This is a genomic window from Streptomyces sp. B3I8 (assembly GCF_030816915.1).
In the GTDB taxonomy this organism is placed as follows: domain Bacteria; phylum Actinomycetota; class Actinomycetes; order Streptomycetales; family Streptomycetaceae; genus Streptomyces.
This window is the reverse complement of sequence record NZ_JAUSYN010000002.1, coordinates 357,395-378,111: the sequence shown is the minus strand read 5'-3', so window position 1 is coordinate 378,111 and position 20,717 is coordinate 357,395. Positions and strand designations below refer to the sequence as shown.

The window sequence follows — 20,717 nt, the reverse complement described above, 5'->3', positions numbered from 1 at the left end:
CCGCCCGTCGGTTTCGGCGCGGCCGACGGGGAACCCGGCACGGCATGTTCCAGACCCTCGCCCGTGGCTGCGCAGCGGGAGCCGCCGGCACCACCGCACTCAATGCCGTCACCTACGCCGACATGGCGCTGCGGGGCAGGCCGACCAGCAGCGCCCCGCAGGACGTGGTGGACAGGATCACCACGGACACCGGGCACCCGGTTCCCGGCACCGGTGACCTGCGCGACAACCGGCTCTCCGGCCTCGGTGCCCTGTCCGGCATCGCCGTCGGCGTCGTGGCGGGCGCCGCCGTCGCACTCGTCCACCGCGCGGGTGCGCGTGTACCCGTGCGGCTGGGCGGGCCGGTCACCGGAGTCCTGGTCATGGCCGCGACCGACCTGCCGATCGCCCGCACAGGCGTCAGCGACCCCCGTACATGGTCCGCCAAGGACTGGCTGTCCGACGTCGTCCCGCACGTCGTCTACGGACTCGTCACCTACGGCATCGTGTCCGCCACCGACCACCGGGGCTGAGCAGCCGCGGACCGCACGGCGGCGGACGCCGGGATGGGCCCTCGTCGACCGCACACCTCCTCGCCGACCGACACGACGCCCTCACGCCCGGGCCGCGTACTGCCAGAAGTCCCGCATGACGTCCTCCGGGACCGGGCCGTTCATGAACCGCTGGGTCATCAGGACGGCGACCGTGCCGGTGGCGGGATCGACATGGGCCGTGGTGCCCGTGCCGCCGACCCACCCGTAACGGCCCGGGGAAGTCCACGGGTCGCGCGTGTCGAGGTCCACCGAGCCACCGAAGCCCCAGCCCTGCCCCTGCAGGAACAGCTCGCTCGCGGCCCGCTGCCGGGCGCTCGTGTGATCGGTGCGCATCAGCCGCACCGAGGACGCCGAGAGCACCCGCCGTCCGTCCGGCGCCGCGCCGTCGGCCAGCAGCATCCGGGCGAACGCCAGCCAGTCGTCGACGGTGGAGACGAGCCCGCCGGCGCCGGAGGCGAATCCCGGCTCGGTGCTCCACATGCCGTCGGGCGCGTCGGTCTCCACCAGACCACCGTCCGGATCGGACCGGTAGCACGTGGTGAACCTGTCGCGCCTGCTCGGCGGGACGAAGAAACCCGTGTCCGACATGCCGAGCGGTGCGAGGATCCGCTCGGCCAGGAACTCCGGCAGCGACCGCCCGGTCACCCGGGCGACGAGCATGCCCTGCAGGTCGGAACACGTGTTGTAGAGCCAGGCGTCCCCCGGGTGGTGCAGCAGCGGGTACTCCCCGAGCCGGGCCAGCCAGGTGTCGGGGGAGGGGAAGCCCGCGGGCTCCCAGCTCCCGCCCTGCAGTCCGAACAGCCCGCGCACGTGCGGCAGCGAGAAGTCGGGGGCCAAGCCGTATCCCGCCTGCGAGGAGAGCAGATGGAACACGGTGATCGGCCGGGCCGCGGGCACCGTGTCGTCCAGTTCGCTCCGCGGAGTCCGTACGACGCGCGGTTCGGCCAACTCCGGCAGCCAGGTGGCGACCGGATCGTCCAGGGAGATCCGGCCGTCGTCGACCAGCAGCATCACCGCCGCGGCCGTGATCGGCTTGGTGAGCGAGGCGATCCGGAAGAGCGTGTCCCGGGTCATCGGGCCGGAGCCCCCGGCCGCCCGGGTGCCGACGGCCGCCGCCTCGACCTCCTCGCCCCGGGCAACCAGCGCCACCGCCCCCGGTGCCCAGCCCTTGCCGATGTACCCCGACAGCAGATCCTCCAGCGCGGTCATGAGCCCGCCTCCCCATCCTTCGGTCACCGGGCCTCGTTCCCGGGTCCCGGGCACGCGCGGGCGGTCCGCGCGGCGTGAACGCCGCGGATCCACCACGGGCGTTCGGAGAGGAGACCGGCCCCGCGCCCCGAACTCATCGGTCCGCACGCACACGCGTCGCTCGCTACGCGTCGCTACGTACGTGCCGCTCGGCACGTACGGTAGCCGCACGCCGCACGCCGCACGCCGCACGCCGCACGCCGCACGCCGCACGCCGCACGCCGCACGCCGCACGCGTCATTCGTCCAGGACGAGCTCCGGGGCGTACAGGTCCATCCACACAGCCAGGTCCAGCGTCTTCTCCAGTCCGCGACGGGCCGCCTGCGTGCCGGACGGGCTGTCGCGGTGAGCCAGCCGGTGCAGCCGGTCGCGGTCCACGAGGTCGAAGACCGGGTGCGAGGGCCGGGAGAGCAGCTCCTTGGCCTGGTCCTGGAGGGCGAGGCCGTACTTCGGGTCCTGGGTGGACGGATACGGGCTCTTGACCCTGTCGTACACCGACTTCGGCAGCACGTCCGCCGTAGCCTCCCGCAGCAGGGTCTTCTCCCGGCCGTCGAACGACTTCAGCGCCCAGGGCGCGTTGTACACGTACTCGACCAGCCGGTGGTCGCAGAACGGCACCCGGACCTCGAGACCGACCGCCATGCTCATCCGGTCCTTCCGGTCGAGCAGTGCCCGCACGAACCGGGTCAGGTGCAGATGGGACATCCTCCGCATCCGCCACTCGAAGTCGCTCTCCCCGTCCAGCCGCCGGATCCCGGCGACGGCGGTGCGGTAGTTGTCGGCGACGTACCCCTCCAGATCGAGGGAGCGGGTCAGCTCCGGGCGCAGTACGCCGGTGTCGTCACCGAAGTGGCGGCCGAACTGCACCAGCCAGGGGAAGGCGTCCGCGCGCCGCGCCTCCTCGTCGAAGAACTGCAGATAACCGCCGAACACCTCGTCCGCCGACTCCCCGGACAGGGCGACGGTGGACTGCCCGCGGACCGCCTTGAACAGCAGATACAGCGAGGCGTCCATGTCGCCGAAGCCCATCGGCAGGTCCCGGGCGCGTACGACCGTGGCCCGCACCTCCGGGTCGGCGAGCGCCTGCGCGTCCAGGACGATGTCCTGGTGGTCGGTGCGCGAGGCGCGGGCCACGTCGTGCACGAACGGTGTGTCGGGGGTGCCGCGCAGTTCGTCGGCGACGAAGTTGTCCGCCTGGCCGGCGAAGTCGACGGCGAAGCTGCGCACCTTCTCGCCCCGCTCGTCGAGCTGCCGGGCCGCCAGCGCGGTCAGCGCGGAGGAGTCCAGACCACCGGAGAGCAGGGTGCAGCGCGGCACATCGGCGACGAGTTGGCGGCGCACGATGTCGTCGAGCAGGGTGCGGACGGTGGCGACCGTGGTGTCCCGGTCGTCGGTGTGCGGACGGGTCTCCAGCTCCCAGTAGACGCGGGCGCGCACGCCGTCGCGGTCGACGGTGACCACCGTGCCGGGCTCGACCTCGCGCATGCCGTCCCACACGGCGTGCCCCGGAGTCTTGACGAATGTGAACAACTCGCGCAGACCGTCCAGGCGGACCCGGCGGGAGGCCAGCGGGTTGGCGAGGACGGCCTTGGGCTCCGAGCCGAACAGGACACCGTCGGCGGTGGGGGAGTAGTAGAACGGCTTGATGCCCATGCGGTCGCGGACCATGACGAGCCGCTGCCGGCGGCCGTCCCAGAGCGCGAAGGCGTACATGCCGTTGAGCCGCTCGGCCAGTGTGTCGCCCCATTCGAGATAACCGCGGAGCACGACCTCGGTGTCGGAGTCGGTCGTGAACCGGTGCCCGCGGTCGGTGAGTTCGCGGCGCAGCTCGGTGAAGTTGTACGTCTCCCCGGAGTAGACCAGCGCCACCGTTCCCTGCGGGGTGTCGACCGTCATCGGCTGCCGGCCGCCGGGCAGGTCGATGACGGCGAGCCGGCGGTGTCCGAGGGCCGCGGGACCCTCGGCCCAGACGCCCTGGTCGTCGGGGCCACGGCAGGCCATCGTCTCGGTCATCGCGCGCAGTGCCGCGTCCTCGGCGCGCAGTTCGCGGTCGAAGGAGACCCAGCCGGTGATGCCGCACATGTGTTACCTCCACTGGCCGAACCAGTTGCATGAAGCACCTATGTGGTGCACGTCGAGCGTGTGACACGTCCTCGGCACGGTCAACGAGACAGGCCCGGTCGACGCGCGTCGAACCCCGCACTTTCGGCCGCACTTTGCGTACGGGAAAACTCGTCGAGATGTCCGTGAGGCCCCCGGAGGGGGACCACACCCGGCACCCCCGGACGGAAACGACGGACACGGACGACGGACACGGACGACGGACACCGGACGGGAATCGGCCAACGGCAAAGACTTCCTCAACTCGCCGGACGGACCGACGTCCCGCGCCCCACGGGCAAGCGGAGGAACACCCGAACGGCTTCCCTCCTCCCGCCCGGACGCGTGCCCCCGCCGACCCGGGGGCACTATGCGAACCATGGGAGCCACGCACACGCACGACGACGGCCCGGACCGGGCCCACCAGCGCCCCGACGGAGTCACGGACACCACCGTGGAGGCCCTGGGCGCCCTCTCCAAGGCCCTGGAGACGACCGAACGGGCACGCGGCCACCTGTACTCACTGCACCAGCTCACCGGCACCGCCGACCTCCAACTCGACCGCGCGGTCGAGTTGTTGCGCGCGGCGGGACACGACGGGTGGGCCGACCGGGTGCAGCGGGAGATCCTCGGCCGCAACGTCATCCCGGGACACTGGACCTTCCAGATCGTCGAGGCCTACAACGCCACCTACTACGAGCCCTTCAAGGCGTTGGAGGCGGCCGCCCGCGACGAACTGGCCGACGGCAAGGACCACCTCTACGAGGCGGAGATGAAGGAGTCCCGCCGTACCGGCGGCCACCCCGACCACACGGCCCGCCCGGACACCCCGCCGGACTGACCCGCCTCCGGACCGACCCGCCCCCGCAGTGACCCACCTGGGCCGGGGTCTGTCGCCGAAGCTCCCCCCTGTCCGGCAATGTTCGGCAATGTCCGGCGCGCACGCTCGTCCGGCCCGCCCTGCGGGCGGTCGGCGCCCCTTTCGCTACACGTCCCGGACGTCGTCCTCGAGAGCGGCGATCATGGTGGCCAAGTCGTCCGGCATGACCGCGATCAGGATGTCGCCGTCGGACGACTCGCACCGCACGATCCGGGATCCCGGGTTGATGGCGAGCGCCTCCCGCACCGAGGGTGTCCGCACCTCCGCCCGACGCAGACCGGCCGGCAGCACGGTCTCGCGCTTACCGAAGGAAGGCGTCCAGACGAGCGGACCGGAGTGCCCCACGAGCAGTCGTCCCGCCCGCCAACGAGCGCTCTGAGCAGCCCACTTGAGCATGCACGGCACCCCGGCGGACTCCCCGGCAGCCACCGTGTCCGACCGTTGCCGCCGCTTCCGTCGCATCAGCCATCCGACGAGGGCCGCGACGACCGCGAGGAACGCACATTCGATCACTCGGGCATTCAAGCAGAGGCGGAGCCTTCCGGTGCGGCGGCTCGGTGCGGGCGGGACGGTCGTCGTTCGCTTCCCGCGCCCCGGGGCGGGCTCAGCGACCGGCCCCGGCGCCTGCCACCAGCGCCTCGACGGCTGCCGTCATGCGGGTACGGAACTCCGCGGGCGGCCGCGTGGGATCGGTGCCGTCGCCGAGTGCGCGCAGTGACCACGAGGAACCGGTCCAGCTCGTGACGAGAGCCAGGACCATCGCGAGCAGGCTCACGGCGTCATGGGCCGTCGAGAGGGTCCCGGCGGACTGTGCCTCCCGGATGGCGGCGATCTTCCTGCGGTAGGAGTCGAGCTCGGCCTCGATCGGCTGCGGTCTCTCGAGCGCGGCCCACGTGGTCAGACGGAGCACGTCCGGCCGCTCCTGGAGGCTGTCGAACAGCGCGCCCGCGTACTGCGGCAGCGCCGTCGCGTCGAACGGCACGGCATCGGCGAGTTCCATCAGGCTCTGCGCGACGACGAGGTCGAACAGTTCCTCCTTGGCGCCGAAGTGCACGTAGAGGGAGCGCTTGTTCGCCTTGGCGCTCTCCGCGATGCGTTCGACGCGGGCGCCGGCCAGGCCGTACCGGGCGAACTCCGCGCGCGCGGCACCGAGGATGCGGCGCTTGGTCTGGGTTGCGTCGGGCGGCATGCCACCAGTGTAGGTAACCATCCGGTTGCATACCAAGCCCGGTCGTGGCATAGTTGTAACTAACCGGATGGTTACTAACGCTCGACCCCACCTGCGAAAGATGGCCAGGACGATGACGAACATGACCAGGACGATGCCGGACAGGACCAGGACCTGGTTCATCACCGGCACCTCCTCCGGATTCGGCCGCGAACTGGCCGAACAACTCCTCGCTCGCGGGGACCGTGTCGCGGCCACCGCTCGCAGGACGGCCGCGCTGGACGACCTCGCCGCCGAGCACGGCGACCGGTTGTGGCGTGCGACGCTCGACGTGACCGACACGGCGGCCGTGCGGACGGTCGTCGACCGCGCGTTCGCCGAACTCGGACACATCGACGTGGTCGTGTCGAACGCCGGTTACGGTCTGTTCGGAGCGGCCGAGGAGCTCTCCGACGAGCAGATCGACCGCCAGATCGCGACCAACCTGACCGGCTCGATCCAACTGGCCCGGGCCGTGATCCCGCGTCTGCGCGCCCAGGGTGGAGGACGGATCGTCCAGATCGCCAGCGTCGGAGGGCAGGTCGCCTTCCCGGCGATGAGCCTCTACCACGCGACCAAGTGGGGCATCGAAGGGTTCTGGGAGTCCGCCGCCGTGGACATCGCCCCGTTCGGCATCGGCGTCACCCTCGTCGAACCCGGCGTCGCACGCACCGCGTTCGCCGGCCCCAGCGCAGACATGGGCACGCCGCTGCCCGCGTACGCGGACGCGGCCCCGGGGCGGCTCCGTCGCTCGCTGGCCGGTGAGCTCCCGCCGCTGCCCGCCCCCGGTGACCCCGCGAAGATCGCTGCCGCGATCATCGCCTCCGCCGACCTCGACGAGGCGCCCAGGCGGCTCACGCTCGGCTCGGACGCCTACCAGGCGGCCACCGCGGCGCTTCGGGACCGGCTCGGCGCGCTGGAGGCCCAGCGGGAGCTCGCCCGTTCCACCGACGCGGACGACTTCACCGCCGCGCGCTGACCGTCCCGATCAAACGCCCGATCCGACAGGGAGCCGTCATGTCCGAGTTCATCGGCAGGACCGTTCTGATCACCGGTGCCGCGGCGCCCTCGGCCGGGACCTGGTCGACGCGTTCGCGGCAGCCGGCGCGAACGCCGTGGTCGCCTCGCGCCACGGCGCCGAGGGAATCGCCGCCCAGGCCCCCGGACAGGCCCCCGGCGTCACGCCCGACGTCACCAGCGAGGGCCAGTGAACGACCGCCGTCGCCGCCGCCGAGGCCCGTCTCGGTGGTGTGAACTGGTCCCCACCGCCGGTTTCGCCGTCCCCCGTCAGGCGCAGCCGGCCGAGATCACGCCCTTCGTCATGTTCGTGGCGTCCGACAGGGCGAGCTTCGCCACCGGCTCGGAACTCGTCGTCGACGGCGGCTTCGCCCTCGGCCCGGTCCAGTGACGGTGTGCGGAGAGGATGCGGCTCGCCCGGTCTCCCCCAGTCCGGGACGGGCCGCGCGTACGCGACGACCACCGCGACGGCGGCCCGCCCCCCCCCGGTGCGCGGCTCAGGCGCAGGTCCAGGCCGACATGCCCTGGAGCGCGGCCAGTTTCCGGGCAACGGCGATCTGTTCGGCGCGGGTGGCCAGATCGGCGCGCGCGGCGTACCGGAGGCCGCCGGCCGCGACCCAGCTCGACTGCTTGAACTGCAGTCCGCCGTAGTGCCCGTTGCCGGTGTTGGCCTTCCAGTTGCCGCTGGACTCGCACGCGGCGATGGCGTCCCAGTCGGGACCCCGCACCCCGTCGGGGACGGCTGCCGCGGCCGCCGGGGCCGCCACGAGGCCGGTGAGCAGGGCCACGGCGGTCGTCAGGAGGGTGAGCGCCGTGCGGAGTCCGCCGGGGTGGCGGCCACGGCAGAGGACCGAGTCAGAGTACTGATGACCAATCATGCGCAAACTGTTACATGACCTGACCAAAGGGTGAGGTATTGGATGCCTCCATTCGTGGCGGGCCGGGGCAGGTTGGGCGGGGTCGGGCCGGGTCACGTCGGGCCGGGTCGGGCATGGCCGAGCCAGGTTCCGGGTTTGGGCCCACGCTCCGGCTCAAGGGCCGCCGTCGAGGCCGTCGATACCGTCGCCGCCGTCGAGACCACCAACGCCGTCGAGTTCGTTCAGCGGCGTGCCCGCCGCCCAACGCCTCAGCCGGGGACCGTCGATGAGGTGCACGTCGCCCCGTCTGTGTGCCCACAACGCGTCCCGGCGGCTGAAGGTGCCCCGGTGCACCACCATCAACGACGGCTGCGGGGCGCGCGGCCCCGCCGTCGCGCCCAAGGGGTCCTCGCCGGGCAGGGGTTCGGCGACGGGCCGGAACGCCACCTCGAGCAGTCGGCCCCCGGCGTCCCGCGCCGCCAGTCGCGGGAGGCCCGGCCGCGACGGCCGCCGCACCCGCCACCCCTCCCGGCGCAGCATCCTCGCCACCGCCTTGACCAGCCCCGTCACGTCCAATTCCGCCAGTTCCTCGGGGGTGTAGTAACCGTGCCGGCGGCGAGCGTGCGGGCGGCGGTACAGGAAGAGCATGAGGAGTGCCAGGCCCCCCGCGACCGCGATCGCCGTCGGAGCGACGGCGCCGCTCGCCCGGTACAGCAGGGCGAGCCCGGCCGCCAGTGCGCAGGCGAGCACCACCAGCCCGGCGAACGCGGGCAGCACGTCCCGCAGTTCGGGGCCGTACCGTCCCTGCGCCCGCAGTGTGTCGAGTGTGCGCCGGCGACGGGCGCGCCGCGGACCGCCCGTCGCCTCCCACGATTCCCTCCGTGCCACCACGGCCGGCTCCCCCCACCCGCGCCCGCCCGAGCGGACGTCATAGGGCTACCCGGGCGGGAGGGGTGAGCTGCGGGGCAAGAGGACAACTGGCCATCAATCTGGCCGAACCGTTGCCCAGAGCGGGCGGGGACGGGAGGGCGCGGGGGCGCGGACGGTGCGGCGGACGCCGCCACAACGTGCGGCGAGGTCCACGTCCCCCTCCTCGGCGGCCACACCGAGCCCTCGCGGGGCGCACACCTGGTCCACACCGGCGACTCGGAGGCGGTGTACCGGGTCGGCTCGGGACACCGGACGCTCCGTTCGACGGGCATCCGGTAGCGGTCACCATCTCCGTGCACGACACGGCGAGGTCACCAGGCCCCGCCGTGTCGTGCAGGTCTCTGCGGGGGTACTCGACGCCGGGTCCACGGCGCTGGGGGTCCTGGCGGCGGCAACGTGACTGCCCTGGCTGGTGGCCGGCCTCCCGGCGGGCGCCCGGGTGGACCGGGTACGGTCACCGGTCCACCGGCCACCTGCCCACCGGGCCGTCCTGACAAGGGCCGTCAGGGAATACGGGCCACGGCCGCGTAGATGCCGCTGCCCTCCGGGTTCTCGGGAGGCGTGGGGGAGCCGGTCCACTCGGTGGCGGCGACCAGGCCCGGCGGAACCAACTCGAGTCCGTCGAAGAAGCGGGCCACCTCCTCACGGGTACGGAAGGCGAGGCGGATGCCTCCCTTCGCGTACTGGTCGACCACCTGCTGGGCCAGGTCGGGGAACACGTCGATCCCGGCGTGCGAGAGGACCAGGTAGCTGCCCGGGGGCAGCACGTCCACCAGCCTGCGGACGATGCCGTGGGCGTCCTGCTCGTCGCTGATGAAGTGCATCAAGGCGATCACCGAGAGCGCGATCGGCCGGTCGAAGTCGAGAACACCGCGCGCGTGCCGCACTATCTCGTCCGGATCGCGCACATCGGCCTGGATGTAGTCGGTGGCACCCGCGGGGTCACTGATGAGCAGGGCTTCGGCGTGCCGCAGCACGATCGGGTCGTTGTCCGCGTAGACGACGCGGGCGGAGGGCACGGTCCGCTGCACGATCTGGTGGAGGTTGGGCGCGGTGGGAATGCCGGTGCCGATGTCGAGGAACTGGTCGATGCCCTGCGCGGCGAGATAGGCGGCGGCGCGGTGCATGAACTCGCGGTTCTGCCGCGCCCCGTCGCGTGCCTCGGGCGGCAGGGTGCTGCCCACGGCCTCGTCGACGGGGTAGTTGTCCTTGCCGCCCAGCAGCCAGTCGTAGACCCGTGCGGGGTGAGCCTTGCTGGTGTCGATCCGGGGAGGCTGAGGGGTGGCACTCGTCATGGCAGGCTCCGTCGTCCGCGGGGTGGTCCTCCACCGCACTTTTTCGGTGATCGTACTCCGATCTGCCCCCTGCACGGCCCGGGTTGTGACCGCCCGCACCCGCGGGCAGCTCCGGTCCGGTCGGGGTGCCATGTCCACCGCCCCCACCCGCGCATACGGTGGATGCCGGCACCGAGTGACAGCGACGGAGGCGGGCGCGATGCATGGCGAGTACAAGATCCCCGGTGGGAAGCTGGTGGTCGTCGATCTGGACGTGGTGGAGGGGGCGCTGCGCAACGTGCGGGTGGCCGGGGACTTCTTCCTGGAGCCCGACGAGGCCCTGCCTGCCATCGACGCGTCGCTGGAGGGCGCCCCCGCCGAGACCGACGCGGCAGGTCTGACCGCCCGCGTCAGGGGCGGGCTCCCCGAGGGCACGGTGATGTACGGCATCACGGCGGAGGGAGTGGCGGTCGCCGTCCGCCGGGCCCTGGCGCGGGCCACGGACTGGTCCGACTACGAGTGGCAGCTCATCCGCGACGAGCCCCAGTCGCCCGCCCTGCACATGGCCCTGGACGAGGTACTCACCGCCGAGGTGGCCGCCGGCCGCCGCCCGCCCACACTGCGCGTGTGGGAGTGGGCGTCACCGGCCGTCATCATCGGCAGCTTCCAGTCCCTGCGCAACGAGGTCGACCCCGCCGGCGCCGCCCGCCACGACGTGACGGTCGTCCGACGCGTCTCCGGCGGCGGCGCCATGTTCGTCGAACCGGGAAATACCGTCACGTACTCCCTCTCCGTCCCGGCCCCGCTGGTCTCCGGGCTGTCGTTCGCCGAGTCCTACGCCTACCTGGACGAGTGGGTGCTGGCCGCGCTCGGTGACATGGGGATCAAGGCGTGGTACCAGCCGCTGAACGACATCGCCACGGAGGTCGGCAAGATCGGTGGCGCCGCGCAGAAGCGGATGGTGGCGACCGACGGCGGGCCGGGTGCGGTGCTGCATCACGTGACGATGAGTTATGACATCGACGCGGACAAGATGCTGGAGGTGCTGCGCATCGGCAAGGAGAAGATGTCGGACAAGGGCACGGCCAGCGCGAAGAAGCGGGTGGACCCGCTGCGCAGGCAGACGGGTCTGCCGCGCGAGACGGTCATCGACCGCATGCTCGCGTCCTTCCGCGCCCGTCACGGCCTGACGTCCGGCCAGGTCACCGCCGAGGAGATGGCCCGGGCCGAGCACCTGGCCACCACCAAGTTCAGCGACCCGGAGTGGACGGCGCGGGTGCCGTGACAGGGCCACGCGCACCGCACGGTCGAGGTTGGGGCGGGGCGGGAACTCGGTGGCCGCTTCGCCGGCAAGAGGGTGCCGCCGCGGACGGTGACCCGGAGCACCGGGACGAGTGCCGTCGGCCCTCCCACGGTCCCGGCCACCGGGGCCGTCAGGGGGTGGCTGCGGGCACCGTGTGGATTCTGCCGGGGTCGGACCGGGCGCACGGCGGGGCGTACCGCTCATGGGGCACGTACCGCCGCCACTCCTCCTGGTCGATCACGTCACCGACGGCCGTGCACAGTTGGTCCTCGTCGTCTTCCGGGACGGTGCTCCACACGTCCACCGATCCGGAGATCGTGGTCACCAGAAAGTGTCCGGTGGGGCTGAAGGCGACGGTTCCCGCGATGCTGATGGAGATCAGGTAGGCCATGACCCCCTGCGGCACGGGTGCCCGCGGGGCGCCGACGTCCCACAGTGACACCCGTCCGCGATTGTCCGCCGGACCGATGACGTCGCTCGTGTCGCCGTCCTCCACGCAGACGGCGGGTCGGGGAGAACGCCAGGGAGTCGACGCCCCCGGGGTGGCCGGTCAGTGACGGCAGAGGCCGGGTCGCGGCGGGGGCGGAGATGTCCCAGAGCCGGACGGCGCTGTCGGGACCGCCCGCGGCGAGCAGTCGTGCGTCCGCGCTGATGGCCACGGCGGCGACGGCGCGCGGCTTGCTCATGAGGTCGGCCGGCGGCGCGGGGCGCCTGCGATCGGCCGGCGACCACAGCCTCACGGCGCCTGTCGCTGTGCCGTCCGCCGGCACCCGTCCGTCCGGGCTGACGGCGAGCGGCCCCGCGGCGACACCCGCGACGCTGCTGATCCGGCCACCGGAGGCGTTCTAGACGGCAATGTTCCTGCCGGTGGACAGCAGCAGGGTGCGGGCGTCGCCGGCGGCGGCCAGATCGAGCACGGGTCGGTGCGGTCGAAGATGCCCGGGGCTTGCAGTGCGGCCACCGTTCCGGCGGTGCCGATCGTCGGGTCCAGTCGGTAGGCGGTAATGGCGAGTTGCCTGGCCGGGCCGGGCTGGGACCTGAGCAGGTTCTGCGCTTCCGCGGCGACGGTCCGGGCCAGGGCGCTGCGCCTTTGCGCGACGGCCTGGCCCCGCTCGACGAGCGCGGTCACCGCCGTGCCGGAGGCGACGAGTGCCAGCACCGTCACCAGCGCCGGCGCGGCCGGCGCCGGGTCGCGGCGGCGGAGGACCGATCGGGGAAGGCGGCGATGTCGGCGGCATTCCGCGCCGTGCGGACCAGGACATGCCCTCGGTGAAATCGGTGCCGTCCAGCAGGTCGGCCGGGCGCCCGGACCGTGTCCACACCGCGTGTTGTTCACGGGCGCGGTGCAGCCAGTCCTGGAACTGCCAGTCGTCGCGGGCCCAGTCGCGCAGCAAAGCGCGGGCCCTCCCCAGCGACGCTCTAATACTGGCCTCAGGTTGATCGGGGACACTGAGCGGCAAAAACATCGACTGGAAGGGGGCGGGACCGGCGTGCGGATCATGATCGCGGATGATGAAGCGGCCATCCGTGAGTCGCTGGAGCGGGTGCTCCAGGTCGAGGGTTACGACACCAGCACCGTCGCCAACGGTTTCGCCGTGCTCGACGGGGTCGCTGGGGCCGAGGGCGACACGCTGGATCTGCTGATCCTCGACGTGATGATGCCCCGCCTCGGTGGGTTGGAGACCTGTCGGCGGTTGCGGGCCGCGGGTCGGGATCTTCCGGTGCTGATGCTGACCGCCCGTGACCAGGTCTCCGACCGGGTCACGGGGCTGGACGCGGGCGCCGACGACTATCTGCCCAAGCCGTTCGCCACCGAGGAGTTGCTGGCCCGGGTGCGGGCCCTGCTGCGCCGACGCACGCCGACCGCCGGGGAGTCGCAGATCCTGTCGTTCGCCGACGTCCGGCTCGATTCCGACAGGTTCGAGGCGTGGCGTGGCGGGCGGCCGCTGCGCCTGACCCGGACCGAGTTCTCCCTCCTGCAGGTCCTCATGGGCAACGCGACCCGGGTCTTGACCCGCGACGTGCTGTTCGAGGCGATCTGGGGCTTCGACATGAGCGCCACCGCCAACAACCTCCAGGTGTACGTGAGCTACCTGCGCCGCAAGATGGAGGCCGAGGGCGAGCCGCGATTGATCTACACGCTGCGCGGCCTGGGATACGTGCTGCGGGAGACTCCTCCGTGAGCAGGCCCGCCGGCCGGGAACCGCGCCGGCTGACCCGATGGTGGCGCCGGCGGTCCCTGCGGGCCAGGCTGACGGTGATCGCGGCGACGGCCATCGCGGTCAGCGTGTTCGTGGCCTTCCAGGTGGCCAGCCAACTCCTGGGCCAGGAGCTGCAGGACAGCGCCAAGAGTCAGCTGCGCGCCGACGCCCGCGTCCTGGCGACCAACGCGCAGCGTGCCGGTCTGGCGCAGGTCGAGCTGCCGCCGTATCCCGGATCAGGTCGGCTGGTGCGGGTCATCCTGCCCGACGGCTCGACCCGGACGCCGGCCGGCCAACCCGCGCTGCCCCCCGTCAGCGAGCACGCCGAGCGGGTGGCGCAGGGCGCGTCGGCCGACCTGATGGAGTCGAAGGACAGCGACGAGGACGGCTACCTCACCTACACGCTGCGGGCGGGCGACGGCGCGGTCCAGGTGGCCCAGGTCGCCGACGACAGCCCGATCAACCAGTTCGGGTTCGGCATGCTCCTGATCGGGCTGCTCTGCGTGGTCGGCGGTGCCCTTGTCGGACGGACCGTGGCACGGACCGGGCTGGCACCGATCGACCGGCTGACCGCCGTCGCGGTACGTGTCGCGCGCACCCGGGATCTCGACGCCGACATCCCTGATGAGGGCGGTGGGGAGATCCGGCAGCTGATCCGGTCGATCAACGACATGCTCGCCGCGCTCCGGGACTCCCGGCGGGCTCAGCGGCTGCTCGCCGAGGACGCCGCCCACGAGCTCAAGACCCCGCTCACCAGCCTGCGCCTCAACGTCGAGCTGCTGATCCGGCTCGATCGGCGCGGCACCCTGGACAGCGCACTGCCGGCGGCGAGCCGGACTCGGCTGCTCAACGATCTTGGCGCCCAGGTGGCCGAGTTGAGCACCCTAGCAGCCGAGCTGACCGACCTGGCGCGCGGTGACGTCAGTGACGAGAGCACCGAGCTGCTCGACCTCGCCGACGTGGTGGCGGCCGCCGTGACCCGGGCGCGTTCCCGCGCGCCCGAGGTCGAGGTCGCGCTCGATGTGACCTCCGTGTGGGTGAGCGGGCGTCCCGCCGCGCTCGAGCGGGCGGTGCTCAACCTCGTCGACAACGCCGGCAAGTGGTCCCCCGCGGACCAGCCGGTCCAGGTCCGGCTCCGTGCCGAGGACGCGTCGGTGGTGCTCGAGGTCGACGATGCCGGGCCGGGCATCGACGCCGCCGACGTACCGCGGGTGTTCGACCGGTTCTACCGTGCCGACAGCGCCCGGGCGTTGCCGGGATCCGGTCTGGGGCTGTCGATCGTGCAGCGGGTCGTCGACGCCCACGGCGGCCGGGCCACCGTCGCCCGCTCCGCACGCGGTGGCGCGCTGCTTCGGATCGACCTTCCGGCCGCGGCCCCGCCCGCCCCGATCGCGCGGCTCACCGCCGGGGAGGACACCGCGGCGGGCTGACCCGCCCGGCGGCACAGCACGACGGACGGCGGCCCTCGGGCATGGCCCCGCGCGGCTCACCGCCGGGGCAGGACGCCGCGGTGCACCGACCCCGGGCCCCGGCGTGTGGCGCAGGACCGAAGGGCGGTGGCCCATCGGGCCCATGAAAAAATCCGGGACGGGCCTGGGGCCCGTCCCGGATCTCGTCCGTGCCGCCGCGCTCACCGTTGCAGCGCGGGCTCCTCCTCGTCGGCGAGCGACTGTTGACCGTCCGGCAGCTTTGTTGCTGGACGGGACAGCCGGCTCGGCCACCACATCCGCCGGCCGATCAGCAGAGTGAGAGCGGGTACCAGGACCGACCGCACCAGCAGGGCGTCGAGCAGCACGCCGAAGGCGACCAGGAACCCGACCTCGACCAGCATCACCAGCGGAAGTGTCGCGAGGACCGCGAACGTGGCCGCCAGGACCAGGCCTGCCGAGGTGATGACGCCACCGGTGGCCGAGAGGGCTTTGAGCATGCCCTTTCTGGTGCCGAGACGCACGGTCTCCTCCCGGGCTCGGCTGGTCAGGAAGATGTTGTAGTCGACGCCGAGCGCCACCAGGAACAGGAATGCCAGCAGCGGCACCGAAGAGTCGACACCCCTGAACCCGAGGATCGTGTCGAAGACGAACACGCTGCCGCCGAAGGCGGCGGCGAATGAGACGATCACGGTGGCCATGAGGACCAGCGGGGCCAGCATCGCGCGCAGCAGCAGCCCGAGGACGATCAGGACGACGGTGAGCACCAGCGGGATCACCAGCTTCTCGTCGCGCTCGGTGGTCACCTCGGTGTCGAGGTTCTCCGCACTAGGCCCGCCGACGATCGCCTCCGCCCCACGCACCGCGTGCACGGCGGTGCGCATCCGCTTGATCGTGTCGTACTCCGCGGCGGTGTCCGGCGCGTCCTTCGGGAAGACGGAGATGTTGGCCCAGCCACCGCCGGTCTGCGCCGGGATGGCCAGGGCCACCCCACGAGTGTCCTTGACGATGTCGAGCACCTGCTCCTGGTGCGCCGGCCGCGTCAAGATCGTCAGTGGCTGGCCGCCGAGCTCCGGGAAGTGCTGGCGGAGAACGGTGAAGCCGGTGACCGACTCCGGCGCGGACAGGAACTGGTCCTGTTCCCGCAGGGCGCCCGTGTTGCCCGCCAGCCCGAGGGCGAGCACGCCGAGGACTCCGAGCGAGCCGAGCGCCGCCACCCACCGGCGGCGGCCGATGGCGGCACCGAGCCGTCCCCACAGCCCCGGCTTCTCCTCCACAGCCGTGCTGAACCGCGGGATGGCCGGCCAGAAGATCCGCCTGCCGAGCACCACGAGCACTGCCGGGAACAGCGTCAGCATGGCCACCAGCGCGCACAGGACGCCGGCCGCACCGATCGGGCCCAACCCGCTGGTGCTGTTCAGGTCCGCGACGAGCAGGCAGAGCAGGCCGGCGACCACGGTGGCCGCGGACGCGACGATGGCCGGCGCCGCGCCGCGCAGCGCGTGGACCATCGCAAACCGGACGTTTTCATGGTGGTGCAGTGCCTCCCGATATCGTGCGATGAGCAACAGCGCGTAGTCCGTGCCGACGCCGAATACCAGGATCGTCAGCAGCGCCGAGTTCTGGTCGTTGACCACGATGCCGAAGCCCTTGACGAGCAGGTAGACGGTCCCCATCGCGGTCATCGCGGCCGCGCCGACGGCCACCAGCGGGATGATCCACAACACCGGGCTGCGGTAGGTGAGGATGAGCAGGAGCGTGACGACGACGATGGTGGTGAGGAGGACCTGCACGTCGATGCCGTCGAAGACGGCGTCCATGTCGCCGTCGATCGCGGCCGGGCCGGTCACGTCGAGTTGCAGGCCGGCGGGGCGGTCCTTCGCGGCCTCACGCAACGGGCCGACGATGGCCTCCGGTGCGCCGTAGGAGGTGCTCACATCCAGGGTGAACATCATCGCCTTGCGGTCGGTGGAGAGGCTCGTCGGTGAGCCCTCGTCGTCCTTGTCGGCCGCCGCCGTCGCCTTCGGCGCGTACTGCTTGGCGAGGGTGTTGTAGTGGCGCTCGACCGTCGCGCGGTCGGCGTCGGTCATGCCGCCGTCGCGGTGGTACACGAAGACGAACGTGTTTTCGTCACCGTCGGGGAGACGGTCCTCCAGTGCCGCCACCTTGGTGGACTCGGCACTGGCCGGCAGGGTGTCCACGGCGCTGTCGGTGGTGACCGAGCTCAACTTTCCACTCAACGGCACCATGATCACCGCCAGCACCAGCCACAAGCCGATCACCAACCACGGCACCCACCGGCCTGCCAACCGGCCGACCGGCGCTTTCCTGGACGGCACTGCGTGAACTGCCATCACTAGCCTCCTGCATACGGGTTGCATCGCTTGTCTGGATGCCTACTTCGTACTGAGCGAACCTGAGACGACCGTTAACGCGGTGCTCAGGCCGGTCGGCCGAACCATGTGTTCAGCGCAGGCGGCGCTGGAGCGGCCCGACCCGGACGTCGTCACCGCGATGACCCGGTCGGCGGACCTGCTGGGTGAGGGGGGCGTGGGCCCCTGCTCAACCTCGTCGACCGCGCGGAGGCCCGCCTCGGCACGGCCGCGTGCAGCGGACGGGTCGACACCGCCACCGCCCGCACCGGCCGGGTGGACGTCGACGCGTTGCTCATCCGGCTCGACGGTTGTGTCGCCTGCGCCTTGCCCACCGGGCAGGATCTCGACACCGCCACGCCGGTCTTCGTGTCCGGGCACAGGGTGCCGAACAACCGGTGGTCGTCGCCCAGGTCGTACCGGGCGTCCCTGTCGGCGAGCGGGTCGGCGACATACCGGTGGGCGTCGTCGGGTCGAGGACGGGTTCTAACGTTCGTCTCAGGTTCGCTCGGTAGGAAGTAGGCATGCGGATGAGCGATGCAACCCGTATGTAGGAGGCCGGCGATGGCAGTCGACGCAGCACCGTCAGGGAAGGCGCCGCCCGGGCGGTCGAGGTTCGGGGCGGCCACCAAGGCGACGGCGACGGCGTTCCCTGTCGCCCGCGAGTTGCACGCCGACAACAGTGCGGGTCCCGCTGCGGCCGGCCCGCACAGCGCGGACGCGGGCGAGTCGTCAGCTCACCACAGCCGCCGCGCGGCGTCGAGCGGTCCCTCGACCTGAGGATGGCCGAGGCCTGCACGCCCGCGCCGCCGGAGGGCGGCGCCTCGGACGGGTAACGGCGCCGGATGATCGATCCGGGCCTGTCCAGGACGGCGTTCCTGACCGGGACCCAGTTCGCACCGGAGAACGTCGCCCTCACGCACCACGCCGTCGTATGGGCGGTGCCGCCGGGCGGTGCTGCCGCGGTGAGCGAGCAGGACGCGAAGACCTCTGGTCCCGGCCGGCAATGTCTCGGCGGGACCGGTGTGGTCGGCGTCCAGGTCGAAGAGGGGGACGCGGCGCGGGTGGACACCTGGGCGCGCCTGGTGACGACGAAGGGTCGATCTTAAGCATCACGCAGACGGATGCCGCACGGATACCGCACCACACAAACACCTGAGGAGAGATCTACATGAAATCCATGGGACGCCGCAGCCTTCTGACCGCCGCCACGGCACTTGGCATCGGTGCCGGCTTGTCCACGCATGCCATTGTCTCGGCAGCGGACGACAACGAGACTTCGGACATTTCACTGCGAGACCAGGACCTGCCCTTCATCGGCACGGAAGAGACCTTCTCCACCCGTGAGTTGATGGTGCTGAACGACAGGCTGTTCCTCGAGGACACTGGTCTTGCCGAGCTCGGCCCGCGTCGCATCGGTGCAATGGATGAGGCGGGGCTCGACGTTCAGATCCTTTCCGCACATACGCCTGGTGTGCAGAATGTCGAAGGTCAGAAGGGCATCGATTTTGCGTATCGTCTCAACAAGTTGCTCGTCGATGGACCGATGGCCACCTATCCGGGGCGGTTCAAGGCATTTGCGACCTTGCCTCTGCAGAATCCGGAGGCCTCGGCGGACGAACTGGAACGCACAGTTCGGGAGGATGGCTTCCTGGGATGTCTGACCAATGGAATCATTGGGAAGAAATTCCTCGACCATCCCGACTTTGAGCCCCTGCTGGCGCGCGCAGAAGCCCTTGACGTGCCGATATACATTCATCCGGGTCTGCCGCCCGAAGAGGTTTTCGAAATCTACTACAGCAATATGCGGCCGGAATATCAGAAAGAGTTCCAGGACCAGGTTCTCAGCATCTCTGCATATGGATGGCACCAGGAAGTCGTTACTCAGTGCCTCCGAATGATCACCTCGGGAGTGTTCGACAGGCATCCGAAGCTGCAAATTATCATCGGCCATATGGGAGAGGGTCTTCCGTTCTTCTACAAGCGCGTCGTGGAGAAGATGGGCGAAGTGACCGAGAAGAGCCTGGACAAGCCGTTCGAGCAGTATTTCCACGACAATTTCTGGTTCACGACCAGCGCATTCCCCCAGACTGAGCTGCTCGATCTCCTGCTGGACTACATAAGTGTGGATCGAGTGATGTTCGCAACCGACTACCCGTTTGCGAATATGAAAACCCAAACCGACTGGTTCCGGGGAGTCGATCTGCCGCGCGCAGCCAAGGAAAAAATTGCGTTCCGGAATGCGGAAAAGCTGTTCGGAATGAAAGTGTCCGGGAAGTGACGCCCCGGCGTCGGCGGAAATGCAGAAGGCTATGGCTGTAAGGTGAGCGCACAGCCGAAGTATGTGATGCGCGGCTGCCGGTGCACGCCGTCCTCATGCAACGTCGATCTTGGCTCTGCCGGTTGATGGCTGCCGCTCGCCTCATCGGGGAAGCTTCCCGGTGCGTTCGGGGTGAGCCGCGGTGATGTACCGCATCGTGGGCCGCGAGGACATACCGAACGGGCGCCATCGGGTGCAGCAGGTGGTCCGCCTCGAATGCCTCGTCGCGGATCCGGTCGTCGCGCCGTTGCGTCTGCACCGTAAGTCCGGCGGGCCGGAAGACGGCGGTGAACGTGGTGCCGATGGCTAAGGGCTGTCCCGTGATCCCCGGCGGGCGCGCGACGACAGCTACGGCACCTCGCCGCGTTGTCGGGACGTCCGCATACATCCAGTATGCGGACGCCCCTCCGCCTTGCGATGCACCTCACCGAGCACCTGGCCACCACCAAGTTCAGCGACCCGGAGTGGACGGCGCGGGTGCCGTGACAGGGTCACGCGCACCGCACGGTCGAGGAGACGTACCTCGCCTACCGGCATCTGATGCCGGCAAGCATCACCAGGGCGGCGCGGGTCCTGGGTGCCGGCCTGTGGGGTGGGGCCTGGGGCGGCGGCGGATCATGGTGCCGATCCGCTCGCCGCCGTCGAAAGGAGGTTCCGTGCCTGTCATCGCGCCACCAGGGCTCAATCCGCCCTGGTTCGCAGCCACCGGGGCCGGCGCCATCCCCCGGACGCCGGCCCCGGACCAAGGTCTCCGCAACCCTCATCGCACCCTGGGAGCCGTACTCGTGCACCACCAGCCGTAGCTGCCGCGCCGCGGTCGAGTGTCCGTGGCTGACTGGGCCGGTGCGCGATCCAGGGGGCTCAGCCGCCCCAGGACGTGTCGTCGCAGCCCAGGTGCGTCAGATGACAGTCGGTCGCCGTGACGGTCGACGCCCGCGAGTGCTCCGCGTCGTGGGAGGCCCCTACCAATCCGAACGCCACAAGGGCGGCGACCGCCGCACAGAACCGGATGCCCTGGATGTGGATCAGATGCTTCATCGCTAAGCTC

At 71.1% G+C, this 20,717-nt stretch carries 21 protein-coding genes and 1 pseudogene; 11 read left to right on the top strand and 11 right to left on the bottom strand.

Features of this window, described 5'->3' with window-relative positions; translation table 11 throughout:
- The first annotated feature begins 44 nt into the window (after positions 1–44).
- Complete coding sequence (locus QFZ64_RS03840) at positions 45–512, top strand: hypothetical protein (protein WP_307062314.1); 468 nt, start codon at positions 45–47, stop codon at positions 510–512.
- A gap of 81 nt (positions 513–593) precedes the next feature.
- On the opposite strand, the gene QFZ64_RS03835 is transcribed toward QFZ64_RS03840, so the two are convergent.
- Both QFZ64_RS03835 and asnB read right to left on the bottom strand, forming a co-directional pair.
- Entirely contained in the window at positions 594–1,742 is a 1,149-nt protein-coding gene (locus QFZ64_RS03835; protein ID WP_307062312.1) for a serine hydrolase, read from the bottom strand.
- A 276-nt stretch (positions 1,743–2,018) separates the two neighbouring features.
- Complete coding sequence (gene asnB / locus QFZ64_RS03830) at positions 2,019–3,863, bottom strand: asparagine synthase (glutamine-hydrolyzing) (RefSeq protein ID WP_307062310.1); 1,845 nt, start codon at positions 3,861–3,863, stop codon at positions 2,019–2,021.
- Between the two features lie 397 nt (positions 3,864–4,260).
- Between asnB and QFZ64_RS03825 the strand changes: the two genes are divergently transcribed.
- Positions 4,261–4,722 carry a hypothetical protein gene (locus tag QFZ64_RS03825; protein ID WP_307062308.1) on the top strand — a complete coding sequence of 154 codons (462 nt, stop codon included), beginning with the start codon at positions 4,261–4,263 and terminating at the stop codon, positions 4,720–4,722.
- 144 nt (positions 4,723–4,866) lie between these two features.
- On the opposite strand, the gene QFZ64_RS03820 is transcribed toward QFZ64_RS03825, so the two are convergent.
- Both QFZ64_RS03820 and QFZ64_RS03815 read right to left on the bottom strand, forming a co-directional pair.
- The gene (locus tag QFZ64_RS03820) at positions 4,867–5,274 is read right to left on the bottom strand and encodes a hypothetical protein (RefSeq protein ID WP_307062306.1); all 408 of its coding nucleotides are present in this window, start codon (positions 5,272–5,274) and stop codon (positions 4,867–4,869) included.
- Positions 5,275–5,365: 91 nt separating this feature from the next.
- Positions 5,366–5,950, bottom strand: a complete 585-nt coding sequence (locus QFZ64_RS03815) for a TetR/AcrR family transcriptional regulator (RefSeq protein WP_307062304.1) — start codon at positions 5,948–5,950, stop codon at positions 5,366–5,368.
- A 121-nt stretch (positions 5,951–6,071) separates the two neighbouring features.
- Here QFZ64_RS03815 and QFZ64_RS03810 point away from each other — a divergent pair, with 121 nt between their 5' ends.
- Entirely contained in the window at positions 6,072–6,947 is an 876-nt protein-coding gene (locus QFZ64_RS03810; RefSeq protein ID WP_307062302.1) for an SDR family oxidoreductase, read from the top strand.
- Between the two features lie 228 nt (positions 6,948–7,175).
- Positions 7,176–7,376: an SDR family oxidoreductase gene (locus QFZ64_RS03805; RefSeq protein ID WP_307062300.1), complete on the top strand. Its 201-nt coding sequence runs from the start codon at positions 7,176–7,178 to the stop codon at positions 7,374–7,376.
- A gap of 106 nt (positions 7,377–7,482) precedes the next feature.
- Here the strand turns inward: QFZ64_RS03805 and QFZ64_RS03800 are convergent, their stop codons facing one another.
- The 3 genes from QFZ64_RS03800 to QFZ64_RS03790 all read right to left on the bottom strand — a co-directional run bounded on the left by QFZ64_RS03800 (position 7,483) and on the right by QFZ64_RS03790 (position 10,067).
- Positions 7,483–7,863 carry a transglycosylase family protein gene (locus QFZ64_RS03800; protein WP_307062299.1) on the bottom strand — a complete coding sequence of 127 codons (381 nt, stop codon included), beginning with the start codon at positions 7,861–7,863 and terminating at the stop codon, positions 7,483–7,485.
- A 153-nt stretch (positions 7,864–8,016) separates the two neighbouring features.
- Positions 8,017–8,733 carry a hypothetical protein gene (locus tag QFZ64_RS03795; RefSeq protein ID WP_307062297.1) on the bottom strand — a complete coding sequence of 239 codons (717 nt, stop codon included), beginning with the start codon at positions 8,731–8,733 and terminating at the stop codon, positions 8,017–8,019.
- A 542-nt stretch (positions 8,734–9,275) separates the two neighbouring features.
- Positions 9,276–10,067 carry an SAM-dependent methyltransferase gene (locus tag QFZ64_RS03790; protein WP_307062295.1) on the bottom strand — a complete coding sequence of 264 codons (792 nt, stop codon included), beginning with the start codon at positions 10,065–10,067 and terminating at the stop codon, positions 9,276–9,278.
- A gap of 199 nt (positions 10,068–10,266) precedes the next feature.
- Between QFZ64_RS03790 and QFZ64_RS03785 the strand changes: the two genes are divergently transcribed.
- Positions 10,267–11,331, top strand: a complete 1,065-nt coding sequence (locus tag QFZ64_RS03785; RefSeq protein ID WP_307062293.1) for a biotin/lipoate A/B protein ligase family protein — start codon at positions 10,267–10,269, stop codon at positions 11,329–11,331.
- Between the two features lie 148 nt (positions 11,332–11,479).
- Here the strand turns inward: QFZ64_RS03785 and QFZ64_RS03780 are convergent, their stop codons facing one another.
- Together QFZ64_RS03780 and QFZ64_RS35290 are read right to left on the bottom strand one after the other, a co-directional pair.
- A complete protein-coding gene (locus QFZ64_RS03780; RefSeq protein ID WP_307062291.1) occupies positions 11,480–11,791 on the bottom strand; it encodes a hypothetical protein in 312 nt (103 codons plus the stop codon).
- Between the two features lie 160 nt (positions 11,792–11,951).
- Positions 11,952–12,035: pseudogene (locus QFZ64_RS35290) on the bottom strand (hypothetical protein); the annotation flags it as partial.
- 804 nt (positions 12,036–12,839) lie between these two features.
- On the opposite strand from QFZ64_RS35290, the gene QFZ64_RS03775 reads away from it, so the two are divergent.
- Together QFZ64_RS03775 and QFZ64_RS03770 are read left to right on the top strand one after the other, a co-directional pair.
- Positions 12,840–13,532 carry a response regulator transcription factor gene (locus tag QFZ64_RS03775; RefSeq protein WP_307062289.1) on the top strand — a complete coding sequence of 231 codons (693 nt, stop codon included), beginning with the start codon at positions 12,840–12,842 and terminating at the stop codon, positions 13,530–13,532.
- The gene (locus tag QFZ64_RS03770) at positions 13,529–14,980 is read left to right on the top strand and encodes a HAMP domain-containing sensor histidine kinase (RefSeq protein WP_307062287.1); all 1,452 of its coding nucleotides are present in this window, start codon (positions 13,529–13,531) and stop codon (positions 14,978–14,980) included. The genes QFZ64_RS03775 and QFZ64_RS03770 overlap by 4 nt, the downstream gene beginning before the upstream one ends.
- A 200-nt stretch (positions 14,981–15,180) precedes the next feature.
- Here the strand turns inward: QFZ64_RS03770 and QFZ64_RS03765 are convergent, their stop codons facing one another.
- On the bottom strand, positions 15,181–17,331 hold the full coding sequence (locus QFZ64_RS03765; protein WP_307062285.1) for an MMPL family transporter: 2,151 nt from the start codon (positions 17,329–17,331) through the stop codon (positions 15,181–15,183).
- A 582-nt stretch (positions 17,332–17,913) separates the two neighbouring features.
- On the opposite strand from QFZ64_RS03765, the gene QFZ64_RS03760 reads away from it, so the two are divergent.
- The 4 genes from QFZ64_RS03760 to QFZ64_RS03745 all read left to right on the top strand — a co-directional run bounded on the left by QFZ64_RS03760 (position 17,914) and on the right by QFZ64_RS03745 (position 19,979).
- A complete protein-coding gene (locus QFZ64_RS03760) occupies positions 17,914–18,129 on the top strand; it encodes a hypothetical protein (protein ID WP_307062283.1) in 216 nt (71 codons plus the stop codon).
- A 65-nt stretch (positions 18,130–18,194) separates the two neighbouring features.
- Positions 18,195–18,458 carry a hypothetical protein gene (locus QFZ64_RS03755; protein WP_307062281.1) on the top strand — a complete coding sequence of 88 codons (264 nt, stop codon included), beginning with the start codon at positions 18,195–18,197 and terminating at the stop codon, positions 18,456–18,458.
- 62 nt (positions 18,459–18,520) lie between these two features.
- Complete coding sequence (locus QFZ64_RS03750; protein WP_307062279.1) at positions 18,521–19,630, top strand: amidohydrolase family protein; 1,110 nt, start codon at positions 18,521–18,523, stop codon at positions 19,628–19,630.
- A gap of 181 nt (positions 19,631–19,811) precedes the next feature.
- The gene (locus QFZ64_RS03745) at positions 19,812–19,979 is read left to right on the top strand and encodes a hypothetical protein (protein WP_307062277.1); all 168 of its coding nucleotides are present in this window, start codon (positions 19,812–19,814) and stop codon (positions 19,977–19,979) included.
- 551 nt (positions 19,980–20,530) lie between these two features.
- Here QFZ64_RS03745 and QFZ64_RS03740 read toward each other — a convergent pair.
- Positions 20,531–20,707: a hypothetical protein gene (locus QFZ64_RS03740; RefSeq protein ID WP_307062275.1), complete on the bottom strand. Its 177-nt coding sequence runs from the start codon at positions 20,705–20,707 to the stop codon at positions 20,531–20,533.
- Positions 20,708–20,717 lie beyond the last annotated feature (10 nt).

Excerpts from the sequence above, each read along its gene's own strand:
- QFZ64_RS03755 (WP_307062281.1), top strand. The coding sequence starts at position 18,195 with ATGATCGATCCGGGCCTGTCCAGGACGGCGTTCCTGACCGGGACCCAG.
- QFZ64_RS03790 (WP_307062295.1), bottom strand. The coding sequence starts at position 10,067 with ATGACGAGTGCCACCCCTCAGCCTCCCCGGATCGACACCAGCAAGGCT.
- QFZ64_RS03800 (WP_307062299.1), bottom strand. The coding sequence starts at position 7,863 with ATGATTGGTCATCAGTACTCTGACTCGGTCCTCTGCCGTGGCCGCCAC.
- QFZ64_RS03765 (WP_307062285.1), bottom strand. The coding sequence starts at position 17,331 with ATGGCAGTTCACGCAGTGCCGTCCAGGAAAGCGCCGGTCGGCCGGTTG.
- QFZ64_RS03785 (WP_307062293.1), top strand. The coding sequence starts at position 10,267 with ATGCATGGCGAGTACAAGATCCCCGGTGGGAAGCTGGTGGTCGTCGAT.
- QFZ64_RS03825 (WP_307062308.1), top strand. The coding sequence starts at position 4,261 with ATGGGAGCCACGCACACGCACGACGACGGCCCGGACCGGGCCCACCAG.
- QFZ64_RS03740 (WP_307062275.1), bottom strand. The coding sequence starts at position 20,707 with ATGAAGCATCTGATCCACATCCAGGGCATCCGGTTCTGTGCGGCGGTC.
- QFZ64_RS03750 (WP_307062279.1), top strand. The coding sequence starts at position 18,521 with ATGAAATCCATGGGACGCCGCAGCCTTCTGACCGCCGCCACGGCACTT.
- QFZ64_RS03815 (WP_307062304.1), bottom strand. The coding sequence starts at position 5,950 with ATGCCGCCCGACGCAACCCAGACCAAGCGCCGCATCCTCGGTGCCGCG.
- QFZ64_RS03810 (WP_307062302.1), top strand. The coding sequence starts at position 6,072 with ATGACCAGGACGATGCCGGACAGGACCAGGACCTGGTTCATCACCGGC.
- QFZ64_RS03840 (WP_307062314.1), top strand. The coding sequence starts at position 45 with ATGTTCCAGACCCTCGCCCGTGGCTGCGCAGCGGGAGCCGCCGGCACC.
- QFZ64_RS03760 (WP_307062283.1), top strand. The coding sequence starts at position 17,914 with ATGGCAGTCGACGCAGCACCGTCAGGGAAGGCGCCGCCCGGGCGGTCG.
- QFZ64_RS03835 (WP_307062312.1), bottom strand. The coding sequence starts at position 1,742 with ATGACCGCGCTGGAGGATCTGCTGTCGGGGTACATCGGCAAGGGCTGG.
- asnB (WP_307062310.1), bottom strand. The coding sequence starts at position 3,863 with ATGTGCGGCATCACCGGCTGGGTCTCCTTCGACCGCGAACTGCGCGCC.